A 13,314-nucleotide genomic window follows, 5' to 3' on the forward strand; every position below is an offset into this window, starting at 1 on the left:
CCGAATGCGGAAGGAGGGGTGGGCGCGTCGGCGTAAGGAACTCGACCTGATGCGCGCCAGGGGTATCGATCAGTACGTGCCCAACGACCAGCTCGTGGAACACCTGCGGTTCCTGGAGCGGTGGTGGCCTCGTACCGTGATCGCGGAGCGTATCGGGATGAGCCCCACGTTCGTACACGACCACCTGGAGGGGCGTTGTGTGCGGGTGCACCGGGACCATCTGGCGAAGGTGCTGGCGGTCACCGTCCCCGAGGACGAGCGGGTTACTGACGAGGACCGGTTCCTCGGTGCTCAGCGCATGGCCCGCGGCCTGATCGCGAAGGGGTTCACGTCGCGGGTCATAGCCGAGCATGCCGGGATGTCCGAGGAGTCGATGCGTTCGCTGACGTCGGGCACGAACCGGAACTGGCAGGGCATGAAGCCGTGGACGTACGAGCGTTTTCTGCGTGCGGCGGAGAAGCTGGACGCGGCCAGCCCGGGGGACTACGGCGTCTGCACAACGGCACAAAAGACCAACAAGACGCGGTCGGTGCAGAAGCATTGGGCGCCGCTCGGCTGCTGGGAACTGGCCGAGATCCACAAGCCCGATGCCATCCCAGAGTGGACGGGGGCATGCGGCACCGAGCAGGGCTACCAGATCCACTACCGGGAGAAACACGAGTTTCCCGACCCCGAACTGGGCACGGTCAGGGCCTGCGGGCCATGCCGCGAAGCCCACCGGGAGTACCGGCGCCGAAACCCGCAGGCGCCCCCGTGGGAACCGCACGCCGCCGCCGTACGCGAACTCATCGCCGACGGCCTGGGCGACACGGACATCGCCGCCGAGCTCGGCATCAACCCGCGAACCGTCGAACGCATCCGCAAACCGAGGAGGAAACAATGACTAAACCCGAAATCAACCAGGAACTCTTCCAGAAGATCCGCGACCAGTTTGTGCTACATCCCGAAACACACGCCCAACGGGACTGGGAAAGCTATGCCACCTGCGGCACTCAACGGTGCGTCGCAGGCTGGGCGCTCCACTTCCACAAGCCGCACCAGGACATTGACACGACCCGCAAGGAAGTGCTCTACACCCACGACAAGTACCATTTCAACCTCAACGGCGGCTACGAGGAGAGCGCCCGGATAATCCTCGGCCTCACCCCGGACGAGGCCACCCGCCTCTTCTACGAGATGGATGACAGCGCGGCCCGACGCATGGTCGAACTGTACGCGCTGAAGGGCCGCAACCGGGATCTTGCATGAGTGACACCGAGCGCGACGCCCGCATCCTCGCCGGCCAACACATCCACAGCCGCTACCCAGAAGGCGACGAACACTGCCACGGCGGCACCTCCGCCCACCTGTGCTCACAGTGGGAGCGGCAGCTCGAAGAATGGCGAGAAGGACTATGAGCATCACCGCTATCAAGCCGGAACTGGTGCCCGCTCCCTGCGACTGTTACGGGCACCCCGAACCTCTCAGAACCACCTTTGCTCCACCCTGGCTATCAACCTGCGGCTACGCCCACTGGAAGTACGGAACGACATACCACGATGGCGTCAAGATCTCTGCGGAGGCCGCGAACAACAACAAGATGAACACCCGCTGGTTCATCGACGACATCGAAGTCACCCATGCGGAAGCGCATGACGCCCTATTCCCCAACGGGCACCGGACAGCAGGCAACTGTGACGTCGGATCCTGCGCCAAGGCAGCAAAACCATGATCTTCCTTAGAGCCGCCCTCACCGCCACGCAGCTCGCCGTCGCCGGCCTCGTCATCGCCACCGCCCCACCACCCGGACCCGGCGACGACCACGCCCCCGACCCACGGCCCGCCGCCGAAACCCTCCGCGACAGCATCGCCGACACCGACACGGGCGGCGTCGAGGTCACTGTCGACGGCGCCGCCGTCGTCGTCCACACCGGGGCCGGGCAACGCTTCGACGCCGTGTGGATCACCCAAGACACCGACGGAAGTTGGACCATCGTAGAGAGGGCTCCGGAATGAGCAACCAGGAAGAAATCAGGAATATCCTGCGGGAAGCGGCCCGCATCATCGAGCGTGACGGCTGGCACCAGGGCGACTTTTTCCGGGACGATCCGAAGACGGGGCCGGTGTGTGCGCTTGGCGCTCTTCGGCGGGCCATCGCCAGCAGCGCCTCAGGCGAAGCCGTCAGTGGCAAACTGTACTGCGAGGCCGCCGGCCTGGTCGAGAAGGCCGCCAGCGAGGTCATTCCTCGTGTCGTCCTTCCGGCGTGGAATGACGCTCCTGAGCGGACCGCCGAGGACGTTATTCTCGCGTTGAAGCGGGCCGCCGATGGGTGACCACACGCCCCTGGACGGGTTCATGGCCGAGGCGGACCGGTGGCGGTCGGAGCACCCGTGGCGGTGCCGTTGGGGGCGGGTCTGGCGGCGTGCCGGCGATGTGTGGCGTGCCGTGCGCTTGGAGCCGGTGTGGGCGTGGCAGCGGGCCCGGCGCGGCTACTCCGAACGCGACCTGTGGTCGCTGGACACCTACATTGCCGGCGTCGTCGGGGCCGGCGTCCAGCATCTCAAGGAGGTCAAGCACAGCCATCCTGTTGAGGTCACCGAGCAGGAGTGGGACGACATCCTCGACCGCATTGCGGGGCCGCTACTCGCGTACGCGGAAGGCAAGTTCGATCCCGGGCTCAGCTTTGAGGACGAGCTGGTGCAGTACGAGGCTGCGCGTGAGGCGATGCGGTTGTTCGCTGAGCACCTGGGCTCGATGTGGGACTGACCCTCTCAGCGAGACAGCGGCTCGAAGGACACGGTCGGGGCGATGAGCCGACCGCGTCCGTCGGCCACGGCACGCCCGTAGTCGATCAACGTGTTGTTGACCTCGGCCTCGACGTGGTCCTCGGGCGACTGGCAGCCAGGGCAGCGGTACCCGGCCAGCCTGCCGTTCGCCATGACGGCGTTCCATTCCTGAAAGTCGCTGCCGTCCTTCCAGCATGCCCGGCCGCACGTGTCACAGTATCCGACCGGCCCAATCCTGCGCCCCACACCAACCGCCCAGTGTCCGTATCCCGGTAGCCCCCGTACAGCGTAGCGGCTACTGGCGCTGCCGGTTCTGGGCTTTGATCTGGCCGAGTAGTTGCGGCGCCAGCTCCCACGGGAACTCGTCGTGCGGCGGCATGGCGAGGATCTGCCACAGCCACACCGCCCAGTCTCGGGGCATGGTCAGCGTGAACCGCTGGTGGTGGCTGATGGCGGCCCCGTCGTACATGGCCCGCGCCCAGGCAGCGACCGCCAGGCGGCCAGCGTCGTGCGCCTCCGGCCACGGGTGGCACATCGACCAGTCCTCCATGCGTTCGGCAACGCACAGCCAGTCCAGGGCCTCGAAGGTGACCTGGTACGACGCCTTCCGCAGTTCGATCCTCACCGGGCGGCCTCGATGCCGAGAGCAGCCAGCAGCCTGGAGGCTTCGGCCCTGATCTCGTCCGCGGTGTCCCAGAAGGTGTCGAAATACTCGACGACCTTCTTGTCCATGAGCGTCGGGTCGTCCTCGTGCCCGTCCTCGTCGCGGTGGGCGTCGCGGACCTCGGACCACTCCGCGTTCAGCACCTCCCACGCCCTGATCGCATCAAGCAGCGGTGAGGGATCAAATGTCAGCCATGCGTCTGATCGTACACAGGCCGGCCCCAACCGAAAGAGAAACGAGTACATGACCATATTCGCTTGGGTGCTCATTGCGCTCATCGGGATACCCGGGGTTATTGCCCTGCTGTACGCGGCCTTTGTGGAGCCAGCCGTTGCCTTCGCCCTCGGCGTCGTATCCCTGGCCCTCGTATTCGGCTGGGCGCTTTCGGTGGTGGTGCAATGACCCCGTCAACCGCGAAAGTCGCCTCAGAGGGGAAGGTGCTGCTGTGAACACCGTCAACTTCACCGACGAGGAACTCCTCGCCCTCGCCGAATTCTTCAAGCCCGAAGGCGGCAGCATGGATGACGCCATCTTCGACCGCATCGGCCGACGGCTGCTCGTCGTCGCTGCCAAGGCCGACCTCATCGACCCGGAGGTGGCGTGATGGGCGCCCCTGAGATGTATCCCGAGGTGTACGCCGAGCACCTGACCGGCGACCCCGTATACGACAAGGCATTCATCGCCCTGGCCGATTGCCCCAGCTTCGCCCAGGTTGAGGCGGCACTGAAAACCTACGCTCGCGGACTGGCCGAGAAAATCCGGGAGGAGTCCCGCTTCTATGTATTGGAGTCCCCTACCGGGCACCGCTTTGACCCATACATGAGGGCGGCAGGCGTCATGGCCGCAGCCGCCGACCTCATCGACCCGGAGGTGACGTAATGAGCGCACGAGACAAGCTGGCGACCGTCGTAGCCGCATCGGTTAACGATGTGCAGGACGAGTCGGTGTTCTACAGCGCCCGGCAAGCTGGCGCCGACATCATGAAGGCGGTAGACGTCTACGCCCACGAGCTGGCGGAGATGATCCGGGACAACTGCAACTGCCCTTCTAAGGGCTACTGCGATTGTGACGGCGCCGCCGACCTCATCGACCCGGAGGCGTCGTGAGATGGAAGTTCTGCCTTCACAAGGGCGCGGCCTGGTGCTGGATGTGCCACGCGTTCCACTGCGACCCGTTCGTTGACATCACCACCCTCAGCGACCCGAAGCGCGTCTACTTCTGCCAGTTGTGCAGCGGGTTCAAGTACGAGGACTACGACGAGGAGGAGTTCGAATGACCGCCCGCGACCGCTTCTTCACCGCCTACAACGACCCCGGTGAATGCTATTGCGGCGGAACGTACTGCCTATCGCTTGAGCATCTCGTCGACACCCTTCTCCGCGAACACGCCCACGAGCTGGCGGAGAGGCTCCGGGAGGAGTTGGGCAACTGTACATCCTCCTACTCCTGGGATAGCCACAGTCGAAGGTGTCGCGAATACCACTACCGCGAAGGCGACGACGCGCCGCGAGTCCCCTGCGATGACTACACATCCGAGGACGCCGCCGACCTCATCGACCCGGAGGTGTCATGACCGACAACCCCATCAAGACCTACACCTACGTATTCGACATCGAAGAAGCGCGGCGTTCGCTGTTCAGGCGGCCGAGATATGACCTCAAGGTGTTCCTGAACGTTGGGGATCCGTATCCGTACGAACATGTTGGCCAGCAATACGGCTTCAGGACCTACGACCAGGCTTACGAGGCGGGCAGGCGTGCAGCTCAAGAGGACTACGAGCGCCGACTCTTCGAGTACTGGAAAGACGGGCAGCACGGTCTGGTACCCAAGATCCCGCCATCGCGTAAGCGGGTCACCTACCACCCGGAGGGCACCGATGACTGACACCCTCATCGACGCCCGAGGCGTCCCCATCACCCCCGGCGACACCGCCATCTACGGCTTCACCGTGGGCCGCAGTGTCGCGATGGCCGAGGCCGTCGTCCTCGGGGAGCTGGTCGGCCCCGACCTGCCTCCCGGCGTCACTGCTGCCATCGTACTGGAGGAGAAGGTGTCGCTGACGCCGTCGGGGCGGGTCCGCCTCCGCGTCGTCCGCAGGTCGTACGGCGGCGGCGAGAAGCCCGTCGTGGACGTCGCCCCTGACCGGCTGGTGGTTTTGAAGCGCGAGTCCGTCATTGTCGGCGACGTCGTTTGCTCCGGCTTCCCCTACCTCCCGCCGTTGCCGACGCAGGACGAGGAGGCGAGGGCGAAGATCGAGAGGGCGATCGAGTCCTACAAGCGCGGCCTCCGGGCGACGGAGGTGCCGCCCTTCTGGGCCGGGGAGGATGGCGACCTCCTCGGTTACCACGTCTGGTGCGCAGAACGCCTGGCCGACTGCCACGAGGAGTTGGAGAAACTCGATGAGTGAGAGGTCCGACCGCGACAAGGTGTACGACGCCCTCAGCGAGCTGTACGTCTCGCATCAGCGCGGAGCTGCCCCGTTCTGGGCCAAGTCGCCACACAACTGCACCAGTTGCGAGGCACGCATGGCGAAGGTCATGGCCGTCGTGGACGAGTACGCCGAGGAGGTCGCCTATCAGGCGGTCCGGGAGTACAGGGGGTTCGCCTGATGGGATACGGACCCTCGAAGAGGCCGATCAGGATTGCCGGGCGAGTGGACTGGTGGTGGGCCTGGCGGGCGTGCACCTGGCGCGGGCGCGCCCGGCTTGTCGCCACCGATCTGGCCTGGTACGCGTGGAGGACTGACCGTGATGAGTGAGAGCGCTGAGCTGCCGAGGTTCGTCCGGCGTCACCTGCCGGGCGAGATCGTGGACGAGATCTTCGCTTACGAGGCGAAGATCGACGGCGAATGGGGCTGCTGCTGCTCCCGCGGCCAGATCGAGCGCGGGGGGTGTCCGAACACCGACGTGGACCAGATCCAGATCCTCCGCCTCCTCGCCCGGCAGTGGCGGTGGGGCCCCGGCTTCCAGAGCAGGTGGGATTTCTGATGGAGCTGGAGGAGCGCTTCTGGTCGAAGGTCGACTGGGATATCCACGATGAAGATCGTTGCTGGGCATGGGAGGCCACAAAGATCTGGAACGGATACGGGCGCTTCAAGGTGACCCGCACCTGTCTGGGTCTAGCGCACCGTATCGCCTATGAGTTGGAGGTAGGCGAGATTCCAGAGGGTATGGTCATTGACCACCAATGCGGCGTCCGGCATTGCGTAAACCCCTCCCACCTTCGCGCGGTTACCCCAAGGCAGAACACCCTAATGGGCAACGGGCCGACCGCCGTCAACGCCCGTAAGGTCAACTGCCGCTGCGGTGGTCCCTATCGACAGATCAAGCTGCAACGCATATGTGAGAGGTGTGATTATGGCAGGGCGTCCTGACCGTGATGAATGGCATCTCCGTGGTGCGCAGTGGCTTTCCGAACAAGGTGACTGCACCCGCCGCAAGGTCGGCGCCCTCATCGTCGGCCCCGACAAGCGGTTCCTCGGCATGGGCTACAACGGCGGCCGACCCGGCGGCCCGAGCTGCCTCGAAGGGGATTGTCCAAGAGGACGGCACTACGAGCGGCCCCCGAAGCACCCCTGGCGACGGAACTGCCAATGCGTGGACTGCGATCCCGACCGCTGCGCCTGCGGCAACGCCTGGCCCTGCCAGCAGGCCGCCCAGCCGGGTGAGGGCTACGACGGCGTCGGCCTGGCGTCCTGGAAGTGCATCGCCACCCACGCCGAAGCCAACGCCGTCGCCGACGCCATGCAGCGCGGCGCCGGGCGCCTCGCCGGAGCCGTCATGTACATCTCCTGCGAACCCTGCGATGGCTGCGTGCGGCACATCCGCAACACGACCGACATCAAGGCCATCGTCTGGCCGAACGGAAAGATAGGACTGCCATGAACTACAGGCGCCTCGCCCTCCTGGTCGGCACCCCCGCCGGCGTCGCGGCCTGGTACGGACTGTGGGTGGTGCTGTTCTCGACGGTCATCTCCCCAATGGCAGACACGAACGCCTGGGGCTCGGCAGTCCTGGTGGCGCTCTTGTTCACCGGCATGGCCGTTTTCGTCGGAGCCGCCATATGGACAACTGGACTCCTCGAAGAAGTCTGGGACTGGCTTCACGAATGCGGCTGCAAGAAACAGTACGCCTACGGAGAAGGCCGGTACGCGGTCACCCGCCCCTGCAAACGCCACCGACACCGTGCCGCTGAGGACCGAATCCGCGAACTCGAAAAGGAACTGGGCCTGTGACCATCATCAACCTCGGCGACCTCGTCCACCGCATCTGCCAGCGCATCGACGCAGACCCCTCCACCGTCTTCCGCCTCAACATCACCCCAACCGAACTCACCGTCCACACCCACGTCCGCAACGACAACGGCAACTACATGTGGGACACCATCACCGACGCACCCGCCGAAACCATCACAAGATTCCCGATCAGCACCCAGCTCTCCCACGCCGAAACCAACGCGCTGATCGAAGAACGACTCAAGGAACTCCGATCATGACCGACCTCTACCCCGGCAGCCTCACCGGATACCGCCACTTCCACGCCGCCCCCGACAGCGAAACCATCACCTCGGTTTCATTCCGCAACCACCACTGGCACGCCGGCGACAACACCGCCACCTGCCACCGCCACCACGACCCGAACCTCTCCACCCCAGACAGCATCGAACAGCAAGCCGCCGCCACCGAAACCGAACTCGCCCACATCTACGACCTGCTACTCAACCGGGCAGCGCTCGCCAACTCCCCCCTCGCCTACGACCAGTGGCTGTTCCGGCAAGCCGAGCACGGCAGGTTCGAGACGGAAAACCGGCTGGGCCAGCTCTACCGCGCCCTGGAATCCGTTTCACCGCACCACCGCCTCGCCGGCTGCCGGTGCGGCTTCTACGCCAGCTACGACCCCGCCACCGACTTCTACAACTACCGCGGCGGCTCCATCACACGCCAGCTCCACGGCGTCGTCGAAGCCTGGGGCACCATCATCCTCGGCACCAAGGGGTTCCGTGCCAGCACCATGCGCATCAAGGCCCTCGCTCCCGCCTCCGGCTGGGACGACACCCCGGACAAGATCCGGCTCCTTGCCGGCCGCGTCAGCAAGGTTCTGCCGTCCGTGCACTGGTACGACACCACCAACGACATGATCGCAGACTGGCCGGAGCCCGACCGCAGCGGCCTCCCCGTCACCATCGACCGCACAGAAACGGGCCTCGGCCAGAATCATTACGGCGGCGAAGAGTGGGCGCCGTGAGAACCATCATCATCGCCAACACGGGATGGCGACGTCGCCCGCGGCCCGAAGCGCGCAGCGAACACGGTGACCGATACCTGTTCCTGGAACTCCGCACCCAACAGGACGCCCTGAAAGTCCGCGGCCTGAGCGTGTACGACATCGTCTGGGTGGAACCGGCACCACCCGAAGTCGTCGACGCCGTCATGCCCTGCCTGGCGTTCGGAACCAGGGCCCCGAGACGCACCTTCGCACGCCCCCCTGACACGAACCGCCCAGCACCCTAAAAGGACCCGCCATGTACGAATACATCAACCCCGACAACGACAACATCACCATCGGCGTCGACGTCATCACGAACGGCACCTACACCGTCGTCAACGCCAATACCGCCGACCGCGTCGGCCTGGGCGTCGCCAAGCGGCACCCCGACGACCAGCACGACACGGACACCGGCGCCTACCTCGCCATCGCCCGCGCCCTCATCGACCTCGGCCAAACCATCGAAGCCGACATCCGGGCGGCACTGTGACAACCCGACCCTGCTACTGCCAGGAAAACGACGGCTACCTCGCCGTCCCCGACACCGGCGCCTACCTGATCATCGACGGCGCCGTACGCCAAGTCACCTCCAGGTGGGGGGAACTGGGCCCGACCACCGACGGGCGCATCCGGTGGGGACTGGTCACCCAAGACGAGCACGACGCCCAGGGAGGCGAATTCAGGTGAATGCCCGCAGGAAGAAGTACATCGCCGGATCCCTCGCTGCTGCCGCCCTCCTCGGCGGAGGACTGGCCGCCTGCTCCACCGACGCCAGCATGGTATCCGAGAACCTGTCCAAGGCCGCCGACAACTTCGAAGTCAACCGGCGCATCGTCATGTTCAACGGCATCACCGACCAGTACCTGCTGACCATCGAAGGCCCCTGCTCGATCACCGACGAAGGCCACCAGCTCGAAGTCGTCTGCAAGACCGGATCCGGCGCCTACAAGAAGCACTTCCTCGGCCTGTCCGACAACGTGTCCTACTTCGTGGAACAAGGCGAGCCGGTCACCGCGAGCGCCAACCACTACCGAGTCACCTTCAAGCCCCAGCAGATCATCCCCGATGTCGACTTCCGCGGCAGCACGGAAGACCTGCCGAAGAACCAGCCGTAAGGACCCCACAATGAAGATCAAGTACAAGAAAGACGGCACCGTCAAGATCACAATGTCGAAGGAAGAAGCCATCAACATAGGCGGCCTGCCGCGTCCGCAGGACGAAACCATGCGTGCGCTGTGGCTAAACCTTCCCACATCCACGCCCGGGAGCATGCAGGTGCGTTTCGAAACCGAAATGACCATCGAACTCGAACGCCAGCGCATCCCTGAAAGCTTCATCTACCGGCAGATACACAACCCGTGAACCGCGACTGCAACACAGAAAGAGAACCGCTATGACACCCGAAGAACACCTCATAAAAGCCGCCGACGACCTCGCCCAACACGGCCACGCCAAATACGCCTTCTTCACCAACCAGGCCGCGGAGTCCTGGACCACAGCCCGCGCCTGCGCCCTCGGCGCCCTCGCCCGAACCGACACCGAAACCCACATCGCCCAGCAGAGCTGGGGCGTCCTGGTCAAGGACGTGCAGAACTGCCCGGCCGCCCACAAGCTCGCCCATCACCTCCGGGCCAAACACCCCGCACTCTTCGCCGAACCCCCTGCCGACGACTACGACACCATCACACAGTACAACGACCACCCCGACACCACCGGCGAAGACGTCATCCTCGCCATGAAACAGGCGGCACACGACACGGAACCGACATGACCACCCACACCCACACATGGCGCCGGCTGACCGTCCTCCTGGAGGACGGCGGCCCGGCCCTCACCTACAAACGCTGCACCGGCTGCGGAAAGCTGCTGCTATGAACCCGCATCCCCCTACCCGCGGAAACACCATGACCGACGACCTGAACGACCGCCTCTGCAAAGGCATCCACCTGTCCTGGCTCGTCGGCCACCACCACGGCACCTACAACGTCCACGACGGCCCCGCCGACCAATGCACCCGATGCTGCCCCTGCCCCAACCACGGCGGCCCCCACATGCACCCCTCACAGTGGCAACACCGCTGCCCAGAATGCCGCCAAGCAACCGGCCACAAAATGGACTGCACCACCGGACGGAAACAAACACCATGACCGCCCGCGACAACTTCCTCACCGCCTACAACGACAGCGCCGCCTGCTACTGCGGCGACGACACCTGCCCCAGCATCGGAACCCTCATCGACACCCTCCTCCACGACCACGCCCACGAGCTCGCGGAGAAGCAGCGGAACCAGTGTCGATGCTTTCGCTCCTGCGGCTGCTGCTCTTGCCGTATTACCCCCGGAGAGGCTGCCGACCTAATAGACCCGGAGGTGGCGTGATGAGCGCATGGCGACCCTGATTCGCTCGTTCGCCGTCATGTGCACCCACAAAGGAAGCCATGCATGGACGCGGTCCGCCAGTTCGAGAATGAGAACAGACCGTACAACTGAACACAGGAGAACGGATGCCCGACACGCTCACCGCCGCCCTCTGCTGGTACGCCGCCGGAGCATCCGTCGTCCGCACCGCAACCGACGGCACCAAGCGGCCGGCCGGCGAGTGGAAGCAGTACCAGCACACCCGAGCCACCCCCGCCCAGATCCACGCCTGGTTCGCCGGCGGGCACCCCGGCCTCGGCATCATCTGCGGAGCGGTATCCGGCGGCATCGAACTCCTGGAATTCGAAGGCCGCGCCGTCGACGACGGGCTCGTCCAGGAATTCCAGGAGATCGCGGAGAACTCCGGGCTCGGCGGCATCTGGCACCGCCTCATGCAAGGGTACGTCGAAGAGACCCCGTCGGGCGGGCTGCACCTGCTGTACCGCGTCACCGAAGGCCAGGTCCACGGCAACACCAAGCTCGCCCGCCGGCCCGCCACCCAAGCAGAGCTGGCGGACAATCCCGCCGACAAGATCAAGGTGCTGGTCGAGACCCGCGGCGAAGGCGGCTTCGTGATCACCGCCCCCTCCCACGGCCCCGTCCACCCCACCGGCAAGCCGTGGATCGCCTGCGTCGGCAGCCCCGCCACCCTCCCCGAGCTCACCGCCGACGAACGCGACGCGCTGTGGACCGTCGCCCGCACCCTCGACCGGATCCCCGCGCCCCCCAGCCCGGCCGCCATGCCAGCCGCACGGACACCGGGCAGCGGGCAGCGGGACGACGGGCCCTCCCCCGGCGACGACTACGAGCAGCGCACCGACTGGGCGGAGATCCTGGCCGGCTGGACCCTCGTCTACCAGCAGGGCGGCACCCGCTACTGGCGGCGCCCCGGCAAGACGACCGGCATCTCCGCCACCACCGGCCGCAACGACGACCGCGACCGGCTGTACGTCTTCACCACCAGCACCGCATTCCAGCCCGAAACGCCGTACACGAAGTTCGCCGCCTACTGCCTGCTGCACCACGGCGGCGACTACCGGCAGGCCGCCGGGGCGCTCGCAGGGCAGGGGTACGGGGCGCGCCGGGACACGCCGGCGGTGCAGCAGGGCGAGACGGTTCCACCGCCGGCGGAGGTGGGGGGCGGCGAGGGGGCCGAACCCCTCCGACGGCTGCATGTCGCCCCTATGTCGTCGGTCATGCCGAAGCGGGTGCGCTGGCTCTGGCGTGACCGGATTCCGCTCGGGGAACTGTCGCTCATAGTAGGACGAGGCGGCATTGGGAAATCCACACTACTCGCAGAATTCGGTGCGTGGATAACGCGCGGCACCATGAAAGGCGAATATCTCGGCGAACCGAGAGATGTCCTTTATGTCGTCAACGAAGATTCGCTGGAATACACAGTCGTCCCCCGACTTATAGCGGCAGGGGCGGACCTGTCACGCATTCACCGGGTACGGGTGCAAATAGGTGACGACTGGAGCCGCCTTATGCTCCCGCGCGACTGCGAACTCGTCAAGACAGAAGTGCAACAGCGCGACGCAGCCGCCATATTCTTCGACCCGCTCTCCTCGAATCTCACCGCTAAGAAAAACGACCAGGACGAAATGCGTTCTGCGCTGGAACGCGTACGCCTCATGGCCGAAGAGGCGGGCATCGCCGCCGTGGGTCTGGCCCACACCCGCAAGGCTCTGTCCACGAATCTCCTCGACGCCATCATGGGCTCCGTCGAGCTGGGAAACGTGACCCGCTCCGTCATGGGCGCCATGCGCGACCAGGACGACGAGGAGATCGTCGTGCTCTCCCAGGAGAAGAACAACCTGGGACGCATGGATCTGGAGCCGTATCGCTACCGCATCGTCGGCCACGCGCTCGACAACCCAGACGACCCGTTGCAGCCGATCACCACGTCACGCATCGAGTGGGACGGCAAGGGCGGCCCTACGGTGTCCGACATGCTCGCCGAGGGGATCCAGACAGTCAGCCGCAGCGACGTGAACGAGGCGGCCCAGTGGCTCAAGCAGTACCTGATGATGAACCCGGGGACGCAGCGCCAGCGGGTCGAGATCGAAGCGATGAAGGTCGGGTACAAGCCGTACACGCTGAAGCGGGCCGCGAAGAAGATCCACGTGGTTTCCGAGCTGTCCGGCTTCCCGTGCGTAGCTCACTGGAGCCTCCCGGCTCCGTAGAGTGCATAGCTGGCGCAATT

The 13,314-nt window shown here is 65.5% G+C and carries 33 protein-coding genes; 30 read left to right on the forward strand and 3 right to left on the reverse strand.

Going from position 1 to position 13,314, the window contains the following annotated elements:
- Window positions 1-4 precede the first annotated feature (4 nt).
- From BJP40_RS23730 to BJP40_RS23750, 7 genes are read left to right on the forward strand one after another with little or no spacing between them, the layout of a single operon-like run.
- The gene (locus BJP40_RS23730; RefSeq protein ID WP_071282195.1) at window positions 5-883 is read left to right on the forward strand and encodes a hypothetical protein; all 879 of its coding nucleotides are present in this window, start codon (window positions 5-7) and stop codon (window positions 881-883) included.
- Window positions 880-1,248 (forward strand): hypothetical protein, encoded by a 369-nt coding sequence (locus tag BJP40_RS23735; protein ID WP_071282197.1) that lies wholly within the window; start codon window positions 880-882, stop codon window positions 1,246-1,248. Before BJP40_RS23730 ends, BJP40_RS23735 begins: the two co-directional genes overlap by 4 nt.
- A complete protein-coding gene (locus tag BJP40_RS34555) occupies window positions 1,245-1,397 on the forward strand; it encodes a hypothetical protein (protein WP_177204464.1) in 153 nt (50 codons plus the stop codon). The genes BJP40_RS23735 and BJP40_RS34555 overlap by 4 nt, the downstream gene beginning before the upstream one ends.
- Window positions 1,394-1,711: a hypothetical protein gene (locus tag BJP40_RS33720; protein WP_143066000.1), complete on the forward strand. Its 318-nt coding sequence runs from the start codon at window positions 1,394-1,396 to the stop codon at window positions 1,709-1,711. The genes BJP40_RS34555 and BJP40_RS33720 overlap by 4 nt, the downstream gene beginning before the upstream one ends.
- Complete coding sequence (locus tag BJP40_RS23740; RefSeq protein WP_071282199.1) at window positions 1,708-1,995, forward strand: hypothetical protein; 288 nt, start codon at window positions 1,708-1,710, stop codon at window positions 1,993-1,995. Before BJP40_RS33720 ends, BJP40_RS23740 begins: the two co-directional genes overlap by 4 nt.
- Window positions 1,992-2,312: a hypothetical protein gene (locus BJP40_RS23745; RefSeq protein WP_071282201.1), complete on the forward strand. Its 321-nt coding sequence runs from the start codon at window positions 1,992-1,994 to the stop codon at window positions 2,310-2,312. Before BJP40_RS23740 ends, BJP40_RS23745 begins: the two co-directional genes overlap by 4 nt.
- The gene (locus tag BJP40_RS23750; protein ID WP_071282203.1) at window positions 2,305-2,745 is read left to right on the forward strand and encodes a hypothetical protein; all 441 of its coding nucleotides are present in this window, start codon (window positions 2,305-2,307) and stop codon (window positions 2,743-2,745) included. Before BJP40_RS23745 ends, BJP40_RS23750 begins: the two co-directional genes overlap by 8 nt.
- A 5-nt stretch (window positions 2,746-2,750) precedes the next feature.
- On the opposite strand, the gene BJP40_RS34560 is transcribed toward BJP40_RS23750, so the two are convergent.
- From BJP40_RS34560 to BJP40_RS23765, 3 genes are all read right to left on the reverse strand, one after another.
- Window positions 2,751-2,918, reverse strand: a complete 168-nt coding sequence (locus tag BJP40_RS34560) for a hypothetical protein (protein WP_177204465.1) — start codon at window positions 2,916-2,918, stop codon at window positions 2,751-2,753.
- 142 nt (window positions 2,919-3,060) lie between these two features.
- A complete protein-coding gene (locus tag BJP40_RS23760; protein WP_071282205.1) occupies window positions 3,061-3,390 on the reverse strand; it encodes a hypothetical protein in 330 nt (109 codons plus the stop codon).
- The gene (locus BJP40_RS23765; protein WP_071282207.1) at window positions 3,387-3,572 is read right to left on the reverse strand and encodes a hypothetical protein; all 186 of its coding nucleotides are present in this window, start codon (window positions 3,570-3,572) and stop codon (window positions 3,387-3,389) included. Before BJP40_RS23765 ends, BJP40_RS23760 begins: the two co-directional genes overlap by 4 nt.
- Before the next feature lie 100 nt (window positions 3,573-3,672).
- On the opposite strand from BJP40_RS23765, the gene BJP40_RS34565 reads away from it, so the two are divergent.
- The 23 genes from BJP40_RS34565 to BJP40_RS23855 all read left to right on the forward strand — a co-directional run bounded on the left by BJP40_RS34565 (window position 3,673) and on the right by BJP40_RS23855 (window position 13,294).
- Window positions 3,673-3,831, forward strand: coding sequence for a hypothetical protein (locus tag BJP40_RS34565; protein ID WP_177204466.1), 159 nt, complete (start codon window positions 3,673-3,675; stop codon window positions 3,829-3,831).
- Window positions 3,832-3,874: 43 nt separating this feature from the next.
- A complete protein-coding gene (locus BJP40_RS34570; RefSeq protein WP_177204467.1) occupies window positions 3,875-4,033 on the forward strand; it encodes a hypothetical protein in 159 nt (52 codons plus the stop codon).
- Complete coding sequence (locus BJP40_RS23770; RefSeq protein ID WP_071282208.1) at window positions 4,033-4,308, forward strand: hypothetical protein; 276 nt, start codon at window positions 4,033-4,035, stop codon at window positions 4,306-4,308. Before BJP40_RS34570 ends, BJP40_RS23770 begins: the two co-directional genes overlap by 1 nt.
- Window positions 4,309-4,358: 50 nt before the next feature.
- The gene (locus BJP40_RS34575; RefSeq protein ID WP_177204468.1) at window positions 4,359-4,535 is read left to right on the forward strand and encodes a hypothetical protein; all 177 of its coding nucleotides are present in this window, start codon (window positions 4,359-4,361) and stop codon (window positions 4,533-4,535) included.
- Entirely contained in the window at window positions 4,532-4,705 is a 174-nt protein-coding gene (locus BJP40_RS34580; RefSeq protein ID WP_177204469.1) for a hypothetical protein, read from the forward strand. Before BJP40_RS34575 ends, BJP40_RS34580 begins: the two co-directional genes overlap by 4 nt.
- Entirely contained in the window at window positions 4,702-5,001 is a 300-nt protein-coding gene (locus BJP40_RS23780) for a hypothetical protein (RefSeq protein WP_071282212.1), read from the forward strand. Before BJP40_RS34580 ends, BJP40_RS23780 begins: the two co-directional genes overlap by 4 nt.
- Complete coding sequence (locus BJP40_RS23785) at window positions 4,998-5,312, forward strand: hypothetical protein (RefSeq protein ID WP_071282214.1); 315 nt, start codon at window positions 4,998-5,000, stop codon at window positions 5,310-5,312. Before BJP40_RS23780 ends, BJP40_RS23785 begins: the two co-directional genes overlap by 4 nt.
- Entirely contained in the window at window positions 5,305-5,835 is a 531-nt protein-coding gene (locus tag BJP40_RS23790; protein ID WP_071282216.1) for a hypothetical protein, read from the forward strand. Before BJP40_RS23785 ends, BJP40_RS23790 begins: the two co-directional genes overlap by 8 nt.
- On the forward strand, window positions 5,828-6,037 hold the full coding sequence (locus BJP40_RS23795; protein ID WP_071282218.1) for a hypothetical protein: 210 nt from the start codon (window positions 5,828-5,830) through the stop codon (window positions 6,035-6,037). Before BJP40_RS23790 ends, BJP40_RS23795 begins: the two co-directional genes overlap by 8 nt.
- 141 nt (window positions 6,038-6,178) lie before the next feature.
- Entirely contained in the window at window positions 6,179-6,415 is a 237-nt protein-coding gene (locus BJP40_RS23800; protein ID WP_071282220.1) for a hypothetical protein, read from the forward strand.
- The gene (locus BJP40_RS32225; protein WP_079171410.1) at window positions 6,415-6,801 is read left to right on the forward strand and encodes an HNH endonuclease signature motif containing protein; all 387 of its coding nucleotides are present in this window, start codon (window positions 6,415-6,417) and stop codon (window positions 6,799-6,801) included. The genes BJP40_RS23800 and BJP40_RS32225 overlap by 1 nt, the downstream gene beginning before the upstream one ends.
- Window positions 6,785-7,312, forward strand: a complete 528-nt coding sequence (locus tag BJP40_RS32230) for a deaminase (protein ID WP_079171411.1) — start codon at window positions 6,785-6,787, stop codon at window positions 7,310-7,312. The genes BJP40_RS32225 and BJP40_RS32230 overlap by 17 nt, the downstream gene beginning before the upstream one ends.
- On the forward strand, window positions 7,309-7,662 hold the full coding sequence (locus tag BJP40_RS33725; protein ID WP_143066001.1) for a hypothetical protein: 354 nt from the start codon (window positions 7,309-7,311) through the stop codon (window positions 7,660-7,662). Before BJP40_RS32230 ends, BJP40_RS33725 begins: the two co-directional genes overlap by 4 nt.
- The gene (locus BJP40_RS23810; protein WP_071282224.1) at window positions 7,659-7,922 is read left to right on the forward strand and encodes a hypothetical protein; all 264 of its coding nucleotides are present in this window, start codon (window positions 7,659-7,661) and stop codon (window positions 7,920-7,922) included. The genes BJP40_RS33725 and BJP40_RS23810 overlap by 4 nt, the downstream gene beginning before the upstream one ends.
- Entirely contained in the window at window positions 7,919-8,671 is a 753-nt protein-coding gene (locus BJP40_RS23815) for a hypothetical protein (protein WP_071282226.1), read from the forward strand. Before BJP40_RS23810 ends, BJP40_RS23815 begins: the two co-directional genes overlap by 4 nt.
- A complete protein-coding gene (locus tag BJP40_RS23820; RefSeq protein WP_143066002.1) occupies window positions 8,668-8,937 on the forward strand; it encodes a hypothetical protein in 270 nt (89 codons plus the stop codon). Before BJP40_RS23815 ends, BJP40_RS23820 begins: the two co-directional genes overlap by 4 nt.
- 11 nt (window positions 8,938-8,948) lie before the next feature.
- A complete protein-coding gene (locus BJP40_RS23825) occupies window positions 8,949-9,182 on the forward strand; it encodes a dsRBD fold-containing protein (protein ID WP_071282229.1) in 234 nt (77 codons plus the stop codon).
- On the forward strand, window positions 9,179-9,379 hold the full coding sequence (locus tag BJP40_RS23830; RefSeq protein WP_071282231.1) for a hypothetical protein: 201 nt from the start codon (window positions 9,179-9,181) through the stop codon (window positions 9,377-9,379). The genes BJP40_RS23825 and BJP40_RS23830 overlap by 4 nt, the downstream gene beginning before the upstream one ends.
- Window positions 9,376-9,807: a hypothetical protein gene (locus tag BJP40_RS23835; RefSeq protein ID WP_071282233.1), complete on the forward strand. Its 432-nt coding sequence runs from the start codon at window positions 9,376-9,378 to the stop codon at window positions 9,805-9,807. The genes BJP40_RS23830 and BJP40_RS23835 overlap by 4 nt, the downstream gene beginning before the upstream one ends.
- Window positions 9,808-9,817: 10 nt before the next feature.
- On the forward strand, window positions 9,818-10,054 hold the full coding sequence (locus BJP40_RS23840; RefSeq protein WP_071282236.1) for a hypothetical protein: 237 nt from the start codon (window positions 9,818-9,820) through the stop codon (window positions 10,052-10,054).
- A 31-nt stretch (window positions 10,055-10,085) separates the two neighbouring features.
- Window positions 10,086-10,463 (forward strand): hypothetical protein, encoded by a 378-nt coding sequence (locus BJP40_RS23845; protein ID WP_071282238.1) that lies wholly within the window; start codon window positions 10,086-10,088, stop codon window positions 10,461-10,463.
- A gap of 315 nt (window positions 10,464-10,778) precedes the next feature.
- Window positions 10,779-11,069 (forward strand): hypothetical protein, encoded by a 291-nt coding sequence (locus BJP40_RS23850; RefSeq protein ID WP_143066003.1) that lies wholly within the window; start codon window positions 10,779-10,781, stop codon window positions 11,067-11,069.
- A gap of 125 nt (window positions 11,070-11,194) precedes the next feature.
- Entirely contained in the window at window positions 11,195-13,294 is a 2,100-nt protein-coding gene (locus BJP40_RS23855; RefSeq protein ID WP_071282242.1) for an AAA family ATPase, read from the forward strand.
- Window positions 13,295-13,314 lie beyond the last annotated feature (20 nt).

This window comes from Streptomyces sp. CC53 (genome assembly GCF_001865245.1).
In the GTDB taxonomy this organism is placed as follows: Bacteria; Actinomycetota; Actinomycetes; order Streptomycetales; family Streptomycetaceae; genus Streptomyces.